The sequence below is a fragment of the Halorussus halobius genome, assembly GCF_004765805.1.
Classification (GTDB): domain Archaea; phylum Halobacteriota; class Halobacteria; order Halobacteriales; family Haladaptataceae; genus Halorussus; species Halorussus halobius.
Genome location: NZ_SBIU01000003.1, coordinates 1,021,701 through 1,042,075 on the forward strand (window position 1 = coordinate 1,021,701; position 20,375 = coordinate 1,042,075).

Consider the following 20,375-nt stretch of genomic DNA (forward strand, 5'->3'; position numbering starts at 1 on the left):
GCCTCATCGTAGGTCGTGGGAGAAGAAAACCTTCGATGACGTGGTTCTCGATTGATCGCCAACTGTGCTTTTGCCACTCGAAATAGAACGTGTCGCCATGTCCACAGACGAAACGTATCGTGTGCGGGAGAATACGGGAAACTCGGCCCATCCCTCCGTCGATGACGTCATTGAGCTCACCTTAGAACGAGCGGCTGATCCCCGACCGGAACAGGACCCGGACGCCCACTTCGATCGATACGTCAGCACTGCTGTCGAAGCGCATAGCAAATCTGCAGTTACCGAGTGTATCTGTCTCGTCCTCATTGAGGGATTCACCCAACGCTCAGCTGGCGTCAAAGTCTTTGGCGAAGAAGACTACGTTCGCGGGATTGAGGTCGGCGTTGCCAGTCGTTCCTATCTCCGGGAGCTCCTTGATGAACAAATAACCGAGTCGTGAGCAGCAAAGAGAAGCTCAGTCGAGAAGTTCGTTCCTCAACTTTGGAGTCTCTTTGTAGACTCCAAAGTTAAGGGCGTCCAGGCCAATAGCAGTATATAAAGAGGGCATCCCGAAATGAGCAGTCTTGCAAACTCCAAAGTTCGCGCGAAGGTATGGATGACACCGGACCAAGTCGAAGCACTCCGATCAGCATGCTACACCACCGGTGCAGAATACCTCCAACAACGTAACGAAGCGATCATCACGTTCACGTACGATACTGGACTCCGCGTTGGAGAACTCGTCCAGATTGACAAGCCGTTGCTTCGAAACGGAAACTCGGAACTCTATCTCCCGACAGACCTCCAGAAGGATTACCCGAACGAAAATTCCCCACCGCCTGTGACCCTCACACTATCGAAGGACACGGCACGATTGCTCTCAGCATATCTTAACTCCCGCTGGAAAGACCCGCAAGCACTCTTCCCGTCTCGATCCTCTGATCGGATTTCTGAACAAGGTGTTCGGAATATGCTTCACAAGATCGCCGAGGAAGCAGAGGTTCGGCCATACAAGATTGATGGCACTCGGGGTAACGCCAGTGACGTGACACCGCACGCACTCCGACATAGTGTCGCCTACAGAATGATGAACGAAGAAGACGAAAATACGCTCTACGATGTCCGGAATCGATTACGACATCGCAGTATCCAGACCACTGAACGAATCTACGATCATATGCTGAAGGTCTAATCCAGCTTGAGGACAATGATCGGCTTTCCAACGCGACTTCGCAGCAACTATTAACACGTCCAACGCCGTGGATGGGCTGGAAGCTGAGGGGCGCTCATCGATCCCAATCGAAACGCAGGGAGGGCCGAAAAAGACACGCCAACTGAGAGCAATCGGGAGCGACTCACAGTACGAATATATCGCCAAGGCCTGTGGCCACGGCTGAATATCTCGATGTGACCCACGGGAATCGAACAACAATTGGACGCGCTTATCGCGCGGATTATCTCCGTAGAGACCCTGTCTGGATGGCATGCCGACGATGGACTACGAAGCGGCAGCCGCCCGAGTACTGAACTACGTTGAGTCAGCCACGCATATCCACCCGGAGAATAAGCGACTGGTTCAGGCGTATCACAGGGACATGGTTCTCGCGGACATCAGTCCCGCACAACAACAAAAAGTACTCTCTCATTTCAAAATCATCACTGACCACGTCGGTCAGACCCCGTTTACGGAACTCGACAAAGACGATATCGTGGATCTCGTCGCGTGGCTGTACACCCGCGGAACGAGCGCTTCGACAGTCGTTGATTACAAGCAGGCGATCAAGCAGTTTTGGAAGTGGATGAACGATGGCGAGGACCCCGAGGAAACCAAGTGGATCCGGCGCGGGCCGGTAGAGCAGAAACGAATCCTCCCACAAAGTCTCCTCACACCACGCGATGTCCAGGCGTTAGTCGATGCGTGTCGCAACGAACGTGACCGCGCATTCATCGCTGTACTGTGGGAAACCGGAGCCAGGATTGGCGAACTCATCGACCTCCAAGTAAGCCACATCGAGAACACGACACTGGGAAAGCAAGTCGTCGTTGCAGGGAAGACCGGTTCACGCCGACTACTACTGCTCGAATCTGAATCGTACTTCGACTCGTGGCTTTCAGCCCATCCCAACAGACGGCCAGATGCGCCGTTATGGTGCAAAATCGACGAAAAGCAAGGCTCTCCAGATGAAACGATCAGCTACCAATACATCCGACTACGGATTCTCAACAAGGCGCGAGAGCGCGTCGGAATTGAAAAATCCGTCAATCCCCACCATTTCAGACATAGTCGCGCAACCTACCTAGCGAACTACCTCACAGAAGCACAGATGTGCGTCTGGTTCGGGTGGGTTCCCGGGTCACGCGTCCCCGGTCGCTACGTCCACCTCTCGGGCCGAGATATCGATCACGCGTACCAATCGATGCTCGATGAACCGGGTTACACCCGTCTCGCTGGAGCGAGTTGAGCAACGGTCCCCGAACAAGATTTACCTGACGGCGATTCGGGTTTGGGAAACAGATTACTGGCATCCCGGTGAATGGCGCATCAATGCCCCAAATATTCGATTTCTACTGTACGAACTCGGACTGTGACTTCAAGATGCCGTCCGGCTGGGGGTACTACATGTACGCGATTGCGGATGACGACGAACGCGTCCACTGTCCACATCCCGGGGAAATAGGGCGAGCGAGAGAAGTGATCGGCGAGGACGCATCCCAAGAAGAGATTGACCGTCGCACCGGGTTCAACACGTACTGCTTCTGCATCCACTGTGAAACCCAGGTAGATCTGGACTTGGATAGAGATGAGAAAGCGTGTCCTGAGTGCCGGTCGAACGCGGTCAAGACCATTGATGAACTCGTCGACGAACAATGCCCTGTCTGTGAAGCTGGAACGGTTATCGCCGAAGACACCGGCGCAATAGCATAGCAGAACGGTACGACGTGACCGAAAGCCAACGCACCCGGGCACTCGGTCCTGCCGTTGCCCACTTCCAGAACTAGCGTTGCTGCTCGTCTACTAGCGAATCGACGTAGTCTTCGAGTGTGTCATACACGGTGCCGAACTCGGGGAGGTCTGCAACCAAATCAGGAAGCGTATTCTGCCAACCGTCACGAATCTCGTCCCGTTTCTCTCCAGGAAGCCCGTCCCGAAGGTCAATGTCTAGCCCGTCGTGGTCGCACTTCCGCATGAATGCCGGAAGAATAACCGAGTCATCAACGTCAGCCTCCGTAAGCATCCGATACAGGTCGTAGTAGTCACGCGCCTGTGACCGCTGATAGAGTGCTCGTAACTTCTCCGCGAAGATTTCTTCCAAGCTGTACGCGGTCAGCTCGAATTCCGGGACATCCTGGTAACCGTGGCGATGGTCCACCGAAGCAAACGCCACGTATTCATCGATCATCACGTCCAGACTCGTCGTGTTCTTGTGACCGAGCACAGCGTCGTACTGAATATCAATATCGACGTAGTGCGTCGGATACGCTTCTTTCTGCAGTTCGCGGTGTTTGGTCACCTCGAAGTCGATATCGGAGGCGATGGTCGCGTCTTCCAATGCGCGTTGCAACCCCGCTTCGCTCCCGTGATACTCTCCCTCGACACCGAAATCGAGGTCTTCCGAGTAGCGCCACGTCTCCGGGAAGTACAACTTGCTGAGCGCAGTGCCGCCCTTGAACAGCAGGTTGTCACCGTAGGGACTCGTGTAGATCGCCCACAGAATCCACGAATTGACGTAGTTCTTCTCCGCGTAGCCGAGTCGAACATCCAGCTCTCTGGCCAGCCGTCGGAGTTGCGCTTCGGAAATCATGAGAAGTCACCAGGAAGGAGCGATTCGGGGTCAACATTTAGGCGGAGTTGGTACGTGCTGTCCCGGGTTCCCGTCGCTTCTCTCGTCGGATCGAGCAGTGGGTACCCGGTCGTGAAGCTCTCGACGAGGTCCTGGTACTCCGGAAGGTCGATGTCCAACTGGTCGGCGAGATACACGAGTCGTTTGGTTGCGGCACCATTCCCAACCCGCCGCAGGTACTCAACGACGCGTTCCCACGAACAGCGTGTGTCGACGGCGTTCTGCATTGCCTTCGCAAGCTCGCTGATACCCCCGCAGAACTCCGGATGGTCGGCGCAATCGACCAGCGTCTTTTCGATACTCGACAGATTCACCTGGTTCGACCCGACCGCAGTCGGTTGATACCCGAAGAACTTCTGCTCAGTAACCGTCACCGGACGGTACGTGACCCCGTGGATTTCACGCTCCTGGGCGCGCTCTGTCGTCACGACATACACTGTGCGAGACATCTGCTCGGTCAGCCCGTGGTGATTCAACGCACTCCAGTACCCGATATACATCGGCTCCACAAGTGCTGACGCGATCACGAACTCGTGCTCGGTATACACGGCGTTCTCACCGGCAGAGAGCGGGAGAATCAGATACTTCCCGTGCGCGATCCGCTCAAGCCACCCTTTCTCCTTGAGGGCATACGCCATGTCCTTTGCCGACTTCCGCGGAATGTCAAGCGCGTCCGCGATGTCACTAATACTGATGACCTGCCGGTTCTCGCTTGCGAGCCGTGACAGTGCCCGCGACTCACGCGTCGACAGGCTCTTCCGTTGAGTCTCTTCGTCGTTTGTTGACTCCATAGCCGCTCAGCGTACATAGAGTCTAAATCCTCTCTCGGTATAAAGGTAGTCGTTGAGAGTCATTTTGATGAAAGTCGTCTCCACAGCCGCTCATAATACATAGACTCTAAATATGTCTTCGACACCGACACAAAACAGGAGTGTTCCTTCCGTCACCTGTATCATACCGCCGCGAGTTGCTCCGCCAGTAATTCGAGTTCGTCAGTCTCATCGATAGCAGCAAGCCACCGATCCGGAAGCTGTGACGCTCCAAACCGCGCGCCAGCGACTGCGCCAGCAATCGCCCCAATCGTATCGGTATCACCGCCACGATTGACCGCCGTCACAATCGCGTCCTCAGCACTGTCCGCGATGAGGCCATCGTGGAGTGCCGTCTGTAGTGAATGCACGACGTACCCTGACGTTTCCAGCGTGGAGGGTGAGTCACCACGAGCGAGTGGTTCGAGCGCCGCCACAAGCTCACCAGGCGCGTCTGCACCGACGGAATCGAGCGCATCCTGCAACGGCGCGTCCGCGTCGTCGAGGAGGCCAGCCACTGTGAGATTCAGGACAGCGCAGCCTTCAGTACACCGCGGGTCAGCGTGCGTAATCTGTGAGGACTGCCGGCTCACTTCGGCGAGTCGATCCCACTCCGTCGCGTACGGGATGGCGAGCGGCGGACACCGCATCACACTCCCGTTCCCCGCATTCTGCCCTTCCGGACTGTTCTCCCACACGTGCTGACCCGCCTTGTTCCACGCGTCGCCGCGTTTGAGCCGGGTGAGCGACCGCCTCGTCATTCCTCCAATATCGAACGGGCCACTGTCGTACCACGCGACAAACCGGTCAGCGATATCCGCCGGCTCGAACGCTTGGTGTTCGACGAGACTTCGAGCAATACACAGCGCCTGTTCGGTGTCGTCCGTGATCGTCCCAGCCGGTTGGTTCCACGTGCCGTGCCCCACCATCTCGTCAAGCCGTCCGTGCTCAGCGGAGATCTCCGACGCAGACGTAAACTCGACTGGCCGGCCAAGCGCATCCCCAGACGCTAATCCAAGTAACGCACCACGCGCCCGATCCAAATCCATACGTCATCAACGACTACCGCTGCGAAAAATGTAGGGTCGCAGTCACTCGCTAGGTTTCGTTCCGGTACGGAGGTTCTCCCGGTACTCAGCCCACGCCCGGTACATTTCGATCCGTTCCTCTTCCGTCATCGTGTCGTGCTCGTCCGCGTCGTAGAACGGGAGTTCGTCCTTCTCGGGCATCGCTATCACTCGTCCGAGCGGGTACAGTTGCTCGTAATAGTGTTCCAGCACCCAGTCTTCGCCGTGTTCGTCGACGGCTTGCTGGATGTACGTGGCGGCTTCGGGATACTCGTCGGCGAGTGTCTTAGTCATTGAGAGTCGTGTACTGCTGGCGCTGTTTGCGTCAGTACGTCCAAGTGTTGATGGTCAGGCGTCGGTAAACTCGGCGAGTGAGTGATTTGCGCTGGTACTGTTCCACTTGCCGATCTGGATGAACTCGAACGTGTCTACGGGGTCGTCAAGCTCGTTGGCGAGCCGGGTCTGAACTGCAGTGGAGAGACTGTCGACGGGAATTGCGGTGAGCGCGTGCTGAGTGAGGAAGTAACTGGTTGCAAGACTCGTTGGGGCGACGACGATGACGTCCGAGCCATCGACGTCGTCGAGCGCGAGTTGGGCATCTCGGTACTGGAGCACTGTCGCATCCAGGTCGCCGACGGGGAAGAGGCAGCCCGCAGCACCGTACTCGATACTCGCCCCCGCCGACTCAAAATGCCCTTTGGGCATAATCAAATAGAAATATATGCCTTACAGGTATTAACTTTGTGGTGGGTTGGTACCTCGCCCCTTCACTATCGCACCCTCATTTTGACTACCCTCGGCGTCCCACCGGGCAATATGCCCCGCGACCTCTACGACTGCACCGCAGCTGAACTCGCCACCCACTCCGTCGAACACCTCCAACACGACACGCCACCACGCACCGCCGCCGAGTGGCTCGCCGAGAACGGCTACGACGCCGCCCCGGTCTACGCGAACGACGACCCAATCGGATTTATCCACGAAGATGACGTCACAACCGACGACGACGGCAACACCCTCGACGACCACCTCACCCCGCTGACCATCGGCCACATGATCAGCGGCGACACCTCATTCACCGACGTCCTGTCCGCACTCATCGAGCAACCAGTCTATTTCCTCGGCGGCCACAACAACGTCACCGGCATCCTCACCCGCGCCGATCTCAACACCGCCCCAGTACGCATCTACCTCTTCGACCGCATCACCTACCTCGAAGAACACCTCCGCGAGCTCATCCTCGACAAGAAACCAGACTGGAAAACCACGCCCGTCACCGCAGACGAACTCGACGACATCGAAGACCGGTACGAAGACGCACAAGCCGCCAACGTCGCGTTAGACGAGATCCACTACGCACAATTCTCCACGCTCGAAACCATCGTCACCAGCGTCGAAGCCTGCTGGCAAACCTGCGACTTCTCTACGAAAGGCGGTGCAGACTCCCGTCTCCACGAAGTCACCGACCTCCGCAACGACGTCGCGCACGCCAACCTCCTCGTCGAGAACACAGATAGTAACGAGTTCCTCAGCGACGGCCGTACCACAGAAAACCTGTATGACACTCTCGACACCATCCACGATGTCCTTTCGAACCTTCAAGACGCAGGATACGATCCAGGAGCGACGAAACCACGGGACGAAACCTCTCTAACACCTCCAAGTTCATCCGTTGAGTAACTACATATCACGCGATATTCTGTACACCAGCAGCCCTCAACCGTTGGCCTACGCGATATCGTTCTCTTCTCGATACCGCTGATAGTACGCTTTCTCCACCGTTCGGAGACCGAACCCTCCCGGATTCCGGTCATGCAACTCCGAGAGCAGCTTTGGATAATCCGTCACCCGCATCTGCCGATCTTCACCGAAGAACAAATCCACCATGTATCGATCCCCCACAGCGTACCGCTCAGGGTCATAGAACGTAAGCACGACTGTCGCTGTCGCATACCCAATTCCAGGAATCGAGGACAACGTCTTGAGTTGCACCTCTGGATCGTCAACCAACAAGGCAGCCTCGCTTACCCGGCGCACAAACTCACCGGGAACCAAATTCACTCGTTCAATATTCCCGCTTCGACGCCCCGCTTGGTTATCCAATTTCCACGTGACTACATCACGAAGCTGTCCTTGCGTAATGTACTCCTGTGCTTGTAGCGCTTCATGGAGCGTCTGTTCAATCTCGTGGAGTTCCTCATCGTAACTTTCGTCGTATGATTTCGCCCACTCCCGGATCTCGGCCGTATCCATACCACCCGTTTCCAACGCTACAGTAATATGTCTCATTCACAACCCACCGTCACTCCGCAAGCACCACCTAGTTATTCACTTCCTTCAATGACCTCAATCTCAACCTCATGAAAAGTCGTCCCATCGATGTAGGCGACAGGTTCGATGTATGTGACTTCAGCCTCGCCACCATTCTCTCGAATCTGGTCACGGATGTGGTAGGCTCGACCGAGAGCTTCTGCTTCCGTGTCACCAGGATACGTACCTCGGGCAACGGAGCCGGTCTTTGGTAACTCACCGGTCGTATTACCGATGGAAAGAGCGACTATCTCTTGACTGTCTTCGAGCAACTCAGCCATCCTGGATACGCGTTTGTCTTTAGGTAATTTGTCGAGGTTCTCCGCTTCCGGAAACGGTATTTCGCTCATTTAGGGTCTACACTCCGGTGTGATTCTCACATATTCCGTCAAGCAGCACCGGCACATTGATTGCTCGTAATTAGAGCACCTGTATCAATAAAAACAGGTGATACATCCCAGTCCGGTCGAGTCTCCGACTAGCTCGTATTTCAGTTACAGCCCTTGCTCTACCTCTTGTAGCGCATCAATTGCGTGCTGCAGATGCACGCGCAGCTCGTCATCTGCACCGTTCTCACTCACCGCTTGATCAGTACCCTCCACGCTCTCATTCGAGGGCTCCGATTCGGGAGTCGTCTCAGTCGCACCCCACGTTTCAGTTCGGCCCACCGAGTCTGTGTCCTGTTCGGGGGCTGCGTCAAGCCGCTGCTGTTCATCACCGTCGTCCTCTCCTGTGTCGGTCGTGGCGGGACTGCGTTCCGACCGGTCGCTGTCGGTCGTCGGCCGTCCCCCGCGGTTGAACGCGGCAAACGGGAAGTCGTACGCACAGGCTCGCTTCTGCTTGTTGAACGTCGTCCGACGCGAGACATCGAACACGTTGATGACGTCGTTGCGATCACACCCGCGGTCGAGTGCCTGTCGGACTTTCTCGTCCTCCATACGCTGGAGCAACAACTGCGGGTCATCTGGGATGTGCCCACGAGCGGAGTTCTCGATCTGCTCGGTGAGCCCCCATTCCCCGGTCTCGACGTCCTTATCGACGATCTGCCGGTCGCGGGCTTCGACCAAGTTGTCGAGCCCCATCAGCACCCACAACCGCTCACGAACCGCTGACACCGTCAAGTCAGTCGGCACTCCGGACGCAATATCACCCGTTCGCGCCGGACCCGCATCTGCTAAGAACCGCAGGATCTCGATGTCCTGCGGAAGCAACACACTCTGGTCTTCCTCAGTGATCTCTACCGGCGCGTCGTCAGGCGTGCTCTGTTGATGGAACCAGCTGTGGCACGACCGACACAGCAACGTCAGGTTCTCCATATCATGCTCACCAATCCCGTCCGGGTCGCGTTCGATATGGTGGACATGCAGCGTCGCTAACCCGCCTTTCTCCGGTCCGCGTCGCCCGCAGACCTGGCAACGATGGGCGTACTCGTCAAGCACCGCTTCCCGCGTCTTCGGATCAACTGTCTCGTGGCACTCCTCAGGCGTCAACCGCTCCGTTCGTTCACCGCTCGATTCGCTCATCCTCGGCGCGTCGTCGTGATCGTGTGACTCTGTTTCTGTCATTCGCTGATTTCCAGTGGTCGGTTCTGCAGCTGTTCACACCGGGGAACGGGAAGTCGTGGAGTATCGCTTCAATTCGCAGCCCGTCGTACCCGCGTCGCCGCCGCGTACCGCTCACAGCAAATCCGGCGGCACCACCCAGTCACGAACCAACCTGCCGCGAACCCCGCGTCGGACTCGATCCACCTGCATCTCAGATCGACCTCGTCGGCGTCAGCGACTTCACTTTGAACTCGGATTTCGAACAGTACCGCTCCGCAACGCGGCCGAGCGCCCGTGTCCGCAGCACATCCGCCACGTTATGCAACACGAGCTCCGCAAACCGCCCGTCCTCGAACGCCGCCACAGCCTCTGCACTATCGTCGAACGGGTCGAGATCACCGTATGAACCGTCGCACAACACGTCGTACGCCGTCACGAGATCACCCTGCTCGGTCCCATCAACGGTCGTGTTGAACCGGTCAGTGACGAGCGGCATCACGTCTGCGTACGGCACGTCGACGAACGGCCATGCTAAATCACGCTGCGCGTACCGCGTTCGCAGGAACGGTACGTCGAACCCGCCATTCCACCGCTCTCCATTGTACGCGACGAGCAGCATGTCATCACGGATCCGCTCCGCAACGAACTCAGACACTGCGGCCAGCAACTCGCTTTCAGACGCATGCGCAGACACTCGCACGAGCGTCTCCGACACCTCAGACTCAACAGCCGATTCAATCCCCGGCGCGTCCCGCTCGCCAGTCTGCACGAACACGCGGACGCCCATCGGCACCGCAAACCCGACCGTCGTCACCTCGTCATCAACGTTGAACCCAGTCGTCTCGATATCGAACGCCACTTGCTCCAACACCATCACACACCACCTCCGTCCGACGCGGCCGCCGCACGCTCCGGCACCCGGTCCGCACCGCTCGGGCGCAGCCGAAACTCCCCGAACCCGAACCGAGAATGCGTTCCAACCCGCGTCACACCGTTCTTCGCCGTTCGCACCGCGTCATCTCCGACGTACTCGACGACCTGCCCGTGATCAACCGTCGCCACAGCGTACGACTCCTCACCATTAACGAGGCGTGTCTCCCGGCGACGCAACCCGCCAGACTGCACATCCCACCACCACGGCACCGACTGTGAATCCGCGTTTGGAGCCTCGCTCGCTAGCACGTACGGCGTCACAAGCTCCAACTGCAACTCGTCAGCCCCGCGCACTCCAGCGTAATCCAACGCATCGAGATCTACGAGTTGTGTCTCCACCACGGACACCTTTCCGAACCCGTAATTCCGCGCCCCACCAACACGAATCCCGTCCAGTACATCCTCCGCGACCGGTACGACTCCGTCACGCCCGGCGTGCAAGTAGCAGTGCAGGAACCACGACACTGACCGGCGGTGATCCCGCATCTCCGCCGGCCGCCCGAACCAACACGAATCGTCGAACGCAAGACGGCCACCATGAGTTTGCAACGGGTGTACGTTATGCGCGTCCCGCGGCCGTGAATCCAGCAGCCACCGCTGCGCCGCGTCCCGAAACACGAACAAGTCCTCGTACGACTCCACGTCCGGCAACGACAACCCGAGCTTCCCCGCATACCCATCCTGCGACGCGCCTGCCGGGTACTTACCGTACTCACCCGGGAGAAACACGCCGTGACTCACATGCAGCGCCCCACGCGTCGCAGCACCGACACGCCGCGCCACCGCATTGAACACGGCGTTCCCCGACACGAAATACGGATTGCCGGAGTACGACGACTCCAACTCGAAGAGAACCTGTTGAAGCCGCGTCATCGACCCTCACCTCCACCTCGACGGCCACGGCGACCATGCCCAGCGCACTGCGCCGGTGCGAACGCCGCGATGTAGTCCTCGATAAACTGTAGCGCCACCGACCACGAACGGATCCGCCGCAACTGCGAATCCAGCACGCGCCACCGACGTGACCCGGCCACGTCAAACGGGAGTGCCGGGAGCCGCGCCCACGTGTCTGCGAACGACCGCGCCGGCACATCACCCAACCGCGCTGCCGGCCGATCCCCCGGCTCCCCAGTCACAGCCAACGAGACCCCACCCGTCGAGAGTACTGTTCGATGCGGTGTTACAGACTCCGTGTCTGCAGCCTCAACTGCCAGGAATAGGTCGCCGAACTCGTGACCGTTCCGGTAATTATCCAGCAGCACCGCCGTCAGGAGCGTGTGGTACTTTACTGACGTATACGGGTAGTACGGCGACTCATTGAACCCCGCTGGCAGCGTCGCCGACACCCACGTCGCGTGCAACTGCTCAGCGTCATCGGCCACGAGCAACTCGTCCAGCGATTCACCCGACTCACTCGAAACGACCTCCCCAGTCAGCAACGACATACGCCGCCACGACGCGTACGCATCCACCGTCTGCTCCGGATCACCACGCGGCCGACTCAACAACGCCGCATCCCCGTCCGCCCCGTCCGGCACCGGCTCATTCACCCGCACACCGCCAATCGAATCCACTGCATGGCTATGCGTCCGCGCCCGCAGCTTATGCACATCATGCCGATACGCCGCCACCAACGGATCCACCGCATCGGCATCAACCTCCCCCTCAGAATCGGCGATCGCATCACGCATCCCAATCACCTGCCCGGCCAGCGTCATCATCGTCGTCGTCCGTCGACGTATCCGCCTCTTGTTCCTGGGCTGTGCGGAGCCCCGTCGACGGCTCCATCAACTCATCGAGACCATCAGTGTCGGAATTACCAGTCGCTGATGACCCGTCAGTCGCAGCACCCGCCTCTCCACCGCCAGACGCAACAATCGACTCCTCCGATGCCGTCCGTTCTTGAGCAGTCCGCAGACCAGTCGCTGGCTCGGCTAGTTTATCCAGCTCCGCACCATCCTGATCCACATTCCCCGGATCATCATCACCAGCATCCCGGTCGTCACGCCCACCAGTCATGCCGAACCACCCGCTGACCTATCATCACCAGGGAAAGGCACGTCACCATCACGCTGCGCAACCCGCGCCTGCAACGCCCTCACGAACTCCGGCCGACACTCCGACCGCCACAACTTATCCTTCTCCTCCATCGCCGATGTCGTCGCCTGCGCCCGATTGAACACACGCCGCACCTCCTGCTCAGTGTACAACGGATTGATCACCCACACGTCAGCAATCCCAGCGCCGAAATTCCGTGCACCGCCGACTTGAAACCCATACTGGTCACTGTGCGCGTCAAGGAACGACACCGCCTCCAACAACAGCCCCACGAACTCCGGCTTCAACTCCCGAAGCGTCAACTTCCACGTTCCCTCAACATTCCCAAGCATATCCCGATCCGCCTGGCGGAGCGGCTGCCCACCGTCCTCCTCGTTCCGCGACCGCACCTGATTCGATATTTGCCGGTAGTGAGCCTCCGCCTCCCCGTCAAGAACGTCCACGTTTCTGCGGATCGGGGAGAACGTCACTGGCCGGCGCAGCAACTTCCCCGGCTGCGCACCGAACCCACCGAACAAGTCGTAGACGACGCACCCATCATCGTGTTCATCCAGACAGGTCCCCTTCTCGTGGTACCCGGACTCCAAGTCACGCTCGTACGTCTCCGCACGCATATAGTCAGCATTCGGTTCACCAGGGTGGCACGCCGTCGCCCCTGCAATCTGGACAACCTCCTCACACCCGTGCCGCAGCCAGCCTGACAGGGTGAATGGCGAGATCTGTCCTTCAATCTGATTCATCGGATCATCCGACTCATACCGATCCGCCGATGCGTGATGTCGATCCGTGACGATCCCATCACCTGGGGACAGCAGATCGATTTCAAGCCCAACGTACACATCCGGCAGCAACATCTCCTCCACCGACCGCGGCACATCCAACTCGATATCCAGGTGCGAATCCACGAGGGCCGACGTCATCGCTGCTCACCCCAGAATAACCCGCGAATCACATCGCCGTCTGGATGACTCGCACGACTTCGCGCCCCTCCCAAGGACACCTTCGCCGCAGCCTCGGGCGTTTCTGGTTCCTCGACGTCCGACGCAGCGTTCGCAGGGGACCCACCATCTGGGATCTTCCGAACCGACTTCGTTGCCGCCGCACTCACCGCCACCGCCTCGGGGTCCAACAATACCGGCCACGACGACTGCGTCGCTCCATCGGAACACCACCCTACACGACTTTCAACCACCAGTTCGCGCACACCCAACGTATACGCCTCTGGCAACTCGTGACCTTCATCACCGCACACTACGTACCCGACCCGAAACATCACCTCTCCAGCTGGCCGAAACACGTACACAACGACCGAATTTCCCCCGTGAAGAGGAGAGCCGCACACTTGACACGTCGCGGCCCCTTCCCCGAGCGAAATTCCACATATTTGATATATGTCTTCAATTAACTCGGTGTCGACAGCTTCTTGATTCGCAGGTTCTGAATTTTCCATGGGTTTGCTCACATCCGTTGGGGAACCCAGCCCGGGTGTCTTCAGCACCCGGACACTTCTGACTGTGATAGTGCCCCGAGGGGCTGAGTTCCACACCCGTTATGAGAACTCCTATTGGTAAATGCCTTTCGGAGAACTCATAATGGATTCGGATACACCGTTAGGACTAATCATAGTGGCCGAAAATAGGGAAGTAATGCCTGGCCGCGACGAAGAGACTGGCCGCTATACCGGTCAGTACTCTACTGATGATTTCCTCCATGCGATTAATGCAGGAGGAGGAGTGGCCGGCACAGGTGAGATCGCAGACCACGTAGGCTGTGCACACGACACGGCGTATAAGCGACTTCAAGAGATGGAGGAAGAAGGGTTAGTTTCCTCTCGGAAGGTTGGGAACACTCTCTTGTGGGAGAAAACGGGTTCAGAAGAAAGCTGAATCCTTGACGAGATATTTTCGGGTGGAGAATTCACTGGCCATGGATATGGGTTCTCATAGAAGTTATACCGCCCTAAGACACCTCACTGTCCAGTTCGGAGGCACAGACGTTGTGCCTGCCCGTGTTGGAACTTTTAAGATGGTGTGAACACCACGTCTTGTCATACGATGAGTACACAGAAGGAAGAGATTACCCCGCTCTTCGAGGCGTGCCAACCTCGATCCGACGTCATCGACGGGACGTTGGAGGAGGAGCAATTCGCTGCAAATCTGGCCACTGTCGCACACGAGCCAGATGAAGCAGCGTCTGTATACCGGAATACAGACGAATTCTTCGAAACAACTTATCCTACTGAAGGGCTTTCCACGTTACTGAGCAACCTCACTGGCCGGTTCCTGAACGCAGACGGTCGGGACTCACATGGCTACAAGAGTAGCATTCTCTGCCTCGACACGACTTTCGGCGGAGGGAAGACCCACCAGCTGATCGCCTCCTATCACCTTGCTACCAATCCATCTGCAATCGGCGACCTCACCAGGTTCGTAGACAAGGACGACCTCGCATCGGATTATCTAACTGCTGCTGACCAGGGGCTGGACGTAAACACCGCTGTCTTCGTCGGTGGACACGTTGACGCCCAGAGTGCTCGGAGCAGCCGGTCCGATCCCCAGGCACCCGACACGAACACGATGTGGGGGGAGATTGCTTACCAGCTGTTCGGTATCGAGGGATACCGACAGATCGAGAGCTATGATCGAGAATACGACGTCCCTGGAACGAACACGCTGAAGGACCTCTTGGAGCTCAATGATCAGCCATCTCTCGTCCTCATTGACGAGATTGCGGAATATCTCGAAGACGGGTCCTCAAAATCTCTCGGAGACGCTACCCTTGCGAGTCACACCGTTTCGTTCATCAAGAAGCTACTCACCACCGCTGCCCAGGACGACTCCCTGACCGTCATTTACAGCGTTGCCGACTCAGCGTTCTCAGAAGAAGCAGAGGAGATTCGGGGGATCGTCGATGAACTCGACCAGGTCGTCGTCCGCCAGCAGAAGATCATCACTCCGACGGGTGAAACCGAGGTCGGGGCGGTCCTCCAACATCGACTCTTCGACGAGATCGATTTCGATGCAGGCAGCGAGATCGCCGAGGAGTATCTCCAATTCTACGACGAGGCCCCACGCCAATTCCCACAGGAGGTGAACAGCGATCAGTACCGGGAGAAGCTTGAGCGAGAGTTCCCGTTCCACCCGACGGTTACGGAAACACTCACTGAGAAGATCGACACGATCCCGGACTTCCAGCGTACACGAGGTGCACTCAAGCTCCTCGGCCGTGCAGTCCACTATCTCTGGAACCACAAGCCAACGGAGTATGATCGCCATTTCGTTCGTCTGCACGATCTGACGCCTGCAGACGACGCACCAGACGGGAGTATCCGAGCAACGCTGAACCAGACTCTCTTCGAGTTCGTCGATCTCAGTGCTGCGGTTACTGCGGACATCTACAACCGGGACAACACCGCCCACGCACAACTCGAAGACAAGAAATGGACCGAAAAGGGAATCCCACCGCTCGGATCGCACATCACGACCACCGTTCTCTGGAACAGCCTCGCGTTCGGTGAACAGGCGTCGGGTGTCTCTCGCCGCGCCCTCAACGAGGCAATCGGACATCCCGACGTCTCCTTCGACCACTACGATAACGCGCTGAAGAACCTCGGCGGCGACGACATGAACGTCGCCTGCTACTACCTCTACGACGAGGACCAGATCCGGTTCAAGGCGGAACCGAACCTCATTCGGATCATCGACCAGCGGATTCAGAACACCGCCGAAGAGCAAGCTCGTAGCCGGTTCGAAGCCCGGCTAGAGCGGGAAGTCGGCAGTGGTGGGTTCAACATCGAGATGTTCCCCGAGGAGCCCGCCGACGTCGGCGACACGGCGTCGCGGCCGACGCTCTCCGTGATGCACATGCTCACGGCTCCGGTTCGAACGGAGCGAGGAGAAGAAACGGAGGTTCCGGACAAGATCCAGCAGCTCTACGAGAAGACCGCCGCGAAACACGGCGGGAAGATCCAGAGTCGGTCGTACAAGAACTACGTCCTGTTCCTCGCACCGGACTCTGAACTGTTGGAGAACGCCATTGACCAGGCGACTCGTCTAGAGGCCATCGAGGACCTCCGTGACGACTCCCAGCAGACTGCAGACCTCTCCGACGAGCAGCTCCAGGAACTCCGCGAACGAGAAGACGAGGCACGTGGGCTCCTCGGGGAGAGCGTTCGGAACGTCTACCGGCACCTGTTCTACGTCGGCGACGACGGGCTCACGCACGTAACGATCACGTCGGTGGACGCAGGTGGCGGTACGAAGCTCGTCGATGCGGTCCGGACGACGATGGAGGACATGAACCGCATCATCCGGGACGACGACCAGCCCAAGGGCAAGGTCTGGTTCGAGCAGAAGCTCTGGCAGAGCCAGAAGGTTCGGATGACGACCGGAGCCATCGAATCCCAGTTCGCACGGAAACCGGGACTGCCCTTCCTCTTAAGTACGAAGCCGCTGCGAAAGACCATTGCTCGAATGGTCTCCGATCACGGATACGCGTACTGGGACAGCGAAACGGGAACCGCCTACTGGAACGCACAGAGTCAGCCTGAGAACTGGAACCACGACCGACCACTTCCCGACTCGCCGGACGTCACGACATCGATCTCGGACTCACAGGTCAAGATTGGCGAGGAGTACGAGCTGTTCGATAGCATCGATGCACTTCTCGAACAGCACGGGGACGAGATCGAACCACCGAAAGCCACGGAGTGTGACAACTGCGGCGCTGAACTTCCGGAGAACAGCCAGCACTCCCTCTGTGAGGAATGCCGGTCGAAACCCGCCTCGTGTAGTGAGTGCGGGACGACGATTGAGGGCACGACCAAATCGGACGAGCCGATCAAGTGTGAGGAGTGCAAGAGAACTGGCTCGAAGCCCTGGAACAAATCGACCGGGTCGATGAGCGCGAAACGAGCCTTCAGTGAGGTTCGGAGTCATGCAGTCTCGCAAGCGGGAGGCGACTCGACGCCCGGCGTATCGTCGCTCATCATCGACGTCGAAGGAGACGAGCCGTTCAAACACGGCTCGTTCGTCGCACAGCGTTCGCCTGTGAAGTCTCGGAGTGAGAACGTAACGGTGGACCTCACCTACAAGAGCCGGGCCAACATGGGCGACGGCGACGCCAACTTCAGTGCAGACTTCAACGGACCGCTGGAGGCGTTCACAACGCTCGATCAGAGTCCCGAAGGATTCAGCGGCCGTGCCGGTGGCGAGAAACGTATAGAACTCAAGTTTAAGTGGCAGGTAGACAAACCCGAAGCTATCACGGACGAAGAAGACGACATCCTGGCCGAACTTGGTGACGAGCTGGACGGGACAAACATCACTGTCCGTGCGCAGGCGAAAGGCCCGAGCGACGTCGAGGAGGACGAAGGATGAGTATTCAATACGACGAGGAACAGACTGAGTCGTTCGCGCTCGGGAGTAGCGTCTATGGTGGGCGTCCGACGTTCGCCCTTGTGAGGGATGAAGATGGGAAGGACGTGACTCTGACGCTTTACGAGCTACTTCCGACAGAACAGGCGGATGCTCGACGTCGTCGCCTCGAACGTCGTCGCCAGCAAGCCTCGAAAACAGAGGGATTCCTGAGCGTGATCGGCGATGATGCTGAGGGATGTGGAGAGTGGACTTGGGATGACTGGGTCGCAGTAAAAGTACGTCAAGTATCTGGTTCCAAACTCCGAACCATCATTCCGTTGATTGATTCCACACTCCGAGAGACCGTTCTTAACCCGTCAAGAGTAACGAGTACAGGGGACGCATCCCTGTTGATCTCCGAAGCGGCTGGAATACGTCTATCACTAGGTTTCATCGGCGTAAAACCATTAAAACGAGTTGATAGGATGAGAACACTCGCAAGGAATATTGAAAAGATGGGTCTGGAGGAGTGTTATTACTGGCATGCTAAATGTCGCTCCCCCAATTGCCCGAATGGAGCAAAAGCAATGCGGACCCTGTTAAAGGAATAACAAAAATGTCTCAGGAAAACCGGCCACGCGACGAGGAAGAATTGAAACGTGTTGCAATTGAGGGGAAATTGCCACTTAAAGCGGTTGGGATTGAAAATCTAAAGGAGGCAAACCCGAAACATATGCCACCCCACCGTTATCTACATCCGTGGTTTGCTCGACGACCAACTCCTGCCTCTAGGCTCGCCATTTTAGCGTCTGTCTTGCCGAACTCAGTCGAGATTGACGATCTCCTCAAGTGGATGCAAATAGGGCCAAAACGGCCAATTGATTCGTCTATTAATGACTACGTGAAGGAAAAGAAACAAACAGAGGGTGAACGTTCGGGAACGCTGGGGGATCACTACGGATATCCACGTCCATTTACGTCAACTCCTGGCAATGAAGAGCGGGAGGAGATCCACTCAAAGCTCCGTGACTTCTGGGGAGGCGAGTTACCAACGGTCTTGGACCCGACTGCTGGAGGAGGCGTTATTCCATTTGAATCGCTCAGGTACGGGCTTCCAACCCAGGCGAATGAACTGAACCCAGTTGCTTCGACAATGTTGAAGGTGCTTCTAGAATATGCACCGGAAGTTGGGTCATTAGAGGATGAACTCATAGAATGGAGTCAGAAGATTGATCAAAGGGCCCAAGAGAATCTGGAAGAATACTTCCCTGGGAAGAACTCCCGACAGGTCCCTGAATACTACGCTTGTAGTTACACCGTCAAATGTGCCGACTGCGGTTACGATATTCCTCTTGTCCCGAAATGGTGGCTACGAAAGAAATCTGCTTCGAAAGGAGTAGCTATTAAACCTTCATTTGACGATGAGGGTAATCTCAAATACAGAGCCGTAACTCTACCTGACGATATTAAAAAGTCCGAATTCAACCCGCAGAATGGCCCCGTGACGCGTGGTGACGCAGAATGCATGAACTGCGGAGTAGTGACTGAAGACGAAACTATAAAAGAGTATTTCAACGACGGTGAATTCGAGTACGAGATAATCGGCGTCAAATATCGTGAAAAAGAAGGAGGCTCCGGCTATCGAGCGCCTACAGACAAGGATGTGGAGGCTTTTAATCGTGCAGCTGAGCAAGTCAAGAACGATATAGACCTCTCCACGATTCTATCAATTGATATACCAGATGGCCAAGAAACTGCACGAACATCTCGACACGGAATTGAACAATGGCGAGATATTTTCAGTCCCAGACAACTGATATCTCACCACGAATACCTTCAATCATTCGAACATTTCAAATCAGATATTAGGGAGAAGCACTCTGAGAAAGAGGCAGAGGCGATTCTCACCATATTGTCACTAGTCTCTAGTAAATTGGTAGATAGGAATTCAAGATTAACTCCTTGGGATACAAGTAAGGGCTACCCCAGCCAAATCTTCAAAGGAAATAACCTCGCATTCCGCAGAGTGTTCATTGACAATAACCTAACCATAAGCGGGATGGGATATCAAGCTCAGATCGAGAAAATCATTGAGTCCTATGAAGAAATTGAATCATATATACCAGATGATGGTGATTCTGCTTGGTTAACCTCTGTCGATGCGGCGAATTTACCGCAGGAGTCGAATTCTGTAGAAGCAGTCGTTATCGATCCGCCATACTATAGTAGCGTACAGTATTCGGAACTATCAGATGTTTTCTATGTGTGGCTGAAAGAGTATCTAGACGATGTACACCCCGATCTGTTTACCAGCGAACTTACGAATAAAGAGGATGAAGCCGTCGCTAAGAGGGTGTCATAGAACGATTCCCACACCAAAGAGCAGGGTGAATGCTGAGATGGTATGGCCTCAGCGACCCTGCAAGATGATCCTTCGGTAGAGACGTTCTTCAATGTCGCGGAGACCGAGACGCTA

Annotated in this window: 21 protein-coding genes; 9 read left to right on the top strand and 12 right to left on the bottom strand. The window is 56.9% G+C overall.

Features of this window, described 5'->3' with window-relative positions; all coding sequences use genetic code 11:
• Positions 1-97: 97 nt before the first annotated feature.
• From EPL03_RS11865 to EPL03_RS11880, 4 genes are all read left to right on the top strand, one after another.
• Positions 98-439, top strand: a complete 342-nt coding sequence (locus EPL03_RS11865; RefSeq protein WP_135829498.1) for a hypothetical protein — start codon at positions 98-100, stop codon at positions 437-439.
• Between the two features lie 114 nt (positions 440-553).
• Positions 554-1,171, top strand: coding sequence for a tyrosine-type recombinase/integrase (locus EPL03_RS11870; protein WP_135829499.1), 618 nt, complete (start codon positions 554-556; stop codon positions 1,169-1,171).
• A gap of 292 nt (positions 1,172-1,463) precedes the next feature.
• Positions 1,464-2,441, top strand: a complete 978-nt coding sequence (locus tag EPL03_RS11875; protein WP_135829500.1) for a tyrosine-type recombinase/integrase — start codon at positions 1,464-1,466, stop codon at positions 2,439-2,441.
• 83 nt (positions 2,442-2,524) lie between these two features.
• A complete protein-coding gene (locus EPL03_RS11880) occupies positions 2,525-2,905 on the top strand; it encodes a hypothetical protein (RefSeq protein WP_135829501.1) in 381 nt (126 codons plus the stop codon).
• A 70-nt stretch (positions 2,906-2,975) separates the two neighbouring features.
• On the opposite strand, the gene EPL03_RS11885 is transcribed toward EPL03_RS11880, so the two are convergent.
• The 5 genes from EPL03_RS11885 to EPL03_RS11905 form a co-directional block, all read right to left on the bottom strand.
• Positions 2,976-3,782: a nucleotidyl transferase AbiEii/AbiGii toxin family protein gene (locus EPL03_RS11885; RefSeq protein WP_135829502.1), complete on the bottom strand. Its 807-nt coding sequence runs from the start codon at positions 3,780-3,782 to the stop codon at positions 2,976-2,978.
• Positions 3,779-4,612 carry a type IV toxin-antitoxin system AbiEi family antitoxin domain-containing protein gene (locus tag EPL03_RS11890; RefSeq protein ID WP_135829503.1) on the bottom strand — a complete coding sequence of 278 codons (834 nt, stop codon included), beginning with the start codon at positions 4,610-4,612 and terminating at the stop codon, positions 3,779-3,781. The genes EPL03_RS11885 and EPL03_RS11890 overlap by 4 nt, the downstream gene beginning before the upstream one ends.
• A 161-nt stretch (positions 4,613-4,773) precedes the next feature.
• A complete protein-coding gene (locus EPL03_RS11895) occupies positions 4,774-5,679 on the bottom strand; it encodes an ADP-ribosylglycohydrolase family protein (RefSeq protein WP_135829504.1) in 906 nt (301 codons plus the stop codon).
• Between the two features lie 42 nt (positions 5,680-5,721).
• Positions 5,722-5,991, bottom strand: a complete 270-nt coding sequence (locus EPL03_RS11900; protein WP_135829505.1) for a hypothetical protein — start codon at positions 5,989-5,991, stop codon at positions 5,722-5,724.
• A 54-nt stretch (positions 5,992-6,045) separates the two neighbouring features.
• Positions 6,046-6,402: a hypothetical protein gene (locus EPL03_RS11905; protein WP_135829506.1), complete on the bottom strand. Its 357-nt coding sequence runs from the start codon at positions 6,400-6,402 to the stop codon at positions 6,046-6,048.
• A gap of 111 nt (positions 6,403-6,513) precedes the next feature.
• Here EPL03_RS11905 and EPL03_RS11910 point away from each other — a divergent pair, with 111 nt between their 5' ends.
• Positions 6,514-7,377 (top strand): CBS domain-containing protein, encoded by an 864-nt coding sequence (locus tag EPL03_RS11910; protein WP_135829507.1) that lies wholly within the window; start codon positions 6,514-6,516, stop codon positions 7,375-7,377.
• Positions 7,378-7,425: 48 nt separating this feature from the next.
• Here the strand turns inward: EPL03_RS11910 and EPL03_RS20480 are convergent, their stop codons facing one another.
• From EPL03_RS20480 to EPL03_RS11945, 7 genes are all read right to left on the bottom strand, one after another.
• Positions 7,426-7,950 (bottom strand): hypothetical protein, encoded by a 525-nt coding sequence (locus tag EPL03_RS20480; protein WP_135829508.1) that lies wholly within the window; start codon positions 7,948-7,950, stop codon positions 7,426-7,428.
• Positions 7,951-8,021: 71 nt separating this feature from the next.
• Positions 8,022-8,357 carry a hypothetical protein gene (locus EPL03_RS11920; RefSeq protein WP_135829509.1) on the bottom strand — a complete coding sequence of 112 codons (336 nt, stop codon included), beginning with the start codon at positions 8,355-8,357 and terminating at the stop codon, positions 8,022-8,024.
• 144 nt (positions 8,358-8,501) lie between these two features.
• Complete coding sequence (locus tag EPL03_RS11925; protein WP_135829510.1) at positions 8,502-9,572, bottom strand: HNH endonuclease; 1,071 nt, start codon at positions 9,570-9,572, stop codon at positions 8,502-8,504.
• A 190-nt stretch (positions 9,573-9,762) separates the two neighbouring features.
• On the bottom strand, positions 9,763-10,425 hold the full coding sequence (locus EPL03_RS11930) for a ribonuclease H-like domain-containing protein (protein WP_135829511.1): 663 nt from the start codon (positions 10,423-10,425) through the stop codon (positions 9,763-9,765).
• Positions 10,425-11,357: a hypothetical protein gene (locus EPL03_RS11935; RefSeq protein WP_135829512.1), complete on the bottom strand. Its 933-nt coding sequence runs from the start codon at positions 11,355-11,357 to the stop codon at positions 10,425-10,427. Before EPL03_RS11935 ends, EPL03_RS11930 begins: the two co-directional genes overlap by 1 nt.
• Positions 11,354-12,205, bottom strand: coding sequence for a hypothetical protein (locus EPL03_RS11940; protein ID WP_210424966.1), 852 nt, complete (start codon positions 12,203-12,205; stop codon positions 11,354-11,356). Before EPL03_RS11940 ends, EPL03_RS11935 begins: the two co-directional genes overlap by 4 nt.
• Before the next feature lie 294 nt (positions 12,206-12,499).
• Positions 12,500-13,462 carry a hypothetical protein gene (locus EPL03_RS11945; RefSeq protein ID WP_135829513.1) on the bottom strand — a complete coding sequence of 321 codons (963 nt, stop codon included), beginning with the start codon at positions 13,460-13,462 and terminating at the stop codon, positions 12,500-12,502.
• Positions 13,463-14,134: 672 nt separating this feature from the next.
• On the opposite strand from EPL03_RS11945, the gene EPL03_RS11955 reads away from it, so the two are divergent.
• From EPL03_RS11955 to EPL03_RS11970, 4 genes are all read left to right on the top strand, one after another.
• Positions 14,135-14,428: a winged helix-turn-helix domain-containing protein gene (locus tag EPL03_RS11955; protein ID WP_244605259.1), complete on the top strand. Its 294-nt coding sequence runs from the start codon at positions 14,135-14,137 to the stop codon at positions 14,426-14,428.
• 168 nt (positions 14,429-14,596) lie between these two features.
• Positions 14,597-17,920, top strand: a complete 3,324-nt coding sequence (locus EPL03_RS11960) for an ATP-binding protein (protein ID WP_210424967.1) — start codon at positions 14,597-14,599, stop codon at positions 17,918-17,920.
• Positions 17,917-18,510 carry a DUF7680 family protein gene (locus EPL03_RS11965; protein ID WP_135829515.1) on the top strand — a complete coding sequence of 198 codons (594 nt, stop codon included), beginning with the start codon at positions 17,917-17,919 and terminating at the stop codon, positions 18,508-18,510. The genes EPL03_RS11960 and EPL03_RS11965 overlap by 4 nt, the downstream gene beginning before the upstream one ends.
• A gap of 5 nt (positions 18,511-18,515) precedes the next feature.
• Entirely contained in the window at positions 18,516-20,261 is a 1,746-nt protein-coding gene (locus tag EPL03_RS11970; RefSeq protein WP_168216248.1) for a DUF1156 domain-containing protein, read from the top strand.
• Positions 20,262-20,375 lie beyond the last annotated feature (114 nt).

Coding starts and splice junctions, on each gene's coding strand:
- EPL03_RS11865 (WP_135829498.1), top strand. CDS start 98: ATGTCCACAGACGAAACGTATCGTGTGCGGGAGAATACGGGAAACTCG.
- EPL03_RS11870 (WP_135829499.1), top strand. CDS start 554: ATGAGCAGTCTTGCAAACTCCAAAGTTCGCGCGAAGGTATGGATGACA.
- EPL03_RS11875 (WP_135829500.1), top strand. CDS start 1,464: ATGCCGACGATGGACTACGAAGCGGCAGCCGCCCGAGTACTGAACTAC.
- EPL03_RS11880 (WP_135829501.1), top strand. CDS start 2,525: ATGCCCCAAATATTCGATTTCTACTGTACGAACTCGGACTGTGACTTC.
- EPL03_RS11885 (WP_135829502.1), bottom strand. CDS start 3,782: ATGATTTCCGAAGCGCAACTCCGACGGCTGGCCAGAGAGCTGGATGTT.
- EPL03_RS11890 (WP_135829503.1), bottom strand. CDS start 4,612: ATGGAGTCAACAAACGACGAAGAGACTCAACGGAAGAGCCTGTCGACG.
- EPL03_RS11895 (WP_135829504.1), bottom strand. CDS start 5,679: ATGGATTTGGATCGGGCGCGTGGTGCGTTACTTGGATTAGCGTCTGGG.
- EPL03_RS11900 (WP_135829505.1), bottom strand. CDS start 5,991: ATGACTAAGACACTCGCCGACGAGTATCCCGAAGCCGCCACGTACATC.
- EPL03_RS11905 (WP_135829506.1), bottom strand. CDS start 6,402: ATGCCCAAAGGGCATTTTGAGTCGGCGGGGGCGAGTATCGAGTACGGT.
- EPL03_RS11910 (WP_135829507.1), top strand. CDS start 6,514: ATGCCCCGCGACCTCTACGACTGCACCGCAGCTGAACTCGCCACCCAC.
- EPL03_RS20480 (WP_135829508.1), bottom strand. CDS start 7,950: ATGGATACGGCCGAGATCCGGGAGTGGGCGAAATCATACGACGAAAGT.
- EPL03_RS11920 (WP_135829509.1), bottom strand. CDS start 8,357: ATGAGCGAAATACCGTTTCCGGAAGCGGAGAACCTCGACAAATTACCT.
- EPL03_RS11925 (WP_135829510.1), bottom strand. CDS start 9,572: ATGACAGAAACAGAGTCACACGATCACGACGACGCGCCGAGGATGAGC.
- EPL03_RS11930 (WP_135829511.1), bottom strand. CDS start 10,425: ATGGTGTTGGAGCAAGTGGCGTTCGATATCGAGACGACTGGGTTCAAC.
- EPL03_RS11935 (WP_135829512.1), bottom strand. CDS start 11,357: ATGACGCGGCTTCAACAGGTTCTCTTCGAGTTGGAGTCGTCGTACTCC.
- EPL03_RS11940 (WP_210424966.1), bottom strand. CDS start 12,205: ATGATGACGCTGGCCGGGCAGGTGATTGGGATGCGTGATGCGATCGCC.
- EPL03_RS11945 (WP_135829513.1), bottom strand. CDS start 13,462: ATGACGTCGGCCCTCGTGGATTCGCACCTGGATATCGAGTTGGATGTG.
- EPL03_RS11955 (WP_244605259.1), top strand. CDS start 14,135: ATGGATTCGGATACACCGTTAGGACTAATCATAGTGGCCGAAAATAGG.
- EPL03_RS11960 (WP_210424967.1), top strand. CDS start 14,597: ATGAGTACACAGAAGGAAGAGATTACCCCGCTCTTCGAGGCGTGCCAA.
- EPL03_RS11965 (WP_135829515.1), top strand. CDS start 17,917: ATGAGTATTCAATACGACGAGGAACAGACTGAGTCGTTCGCGCTCGGG.
- EPL03_RS11970 (WP_168216248.1), top strand. CDS start 18,516: ATGTCTCAGGAAAACCGGCCACGCGACGAGGAAGAATTGAAACGTGTT.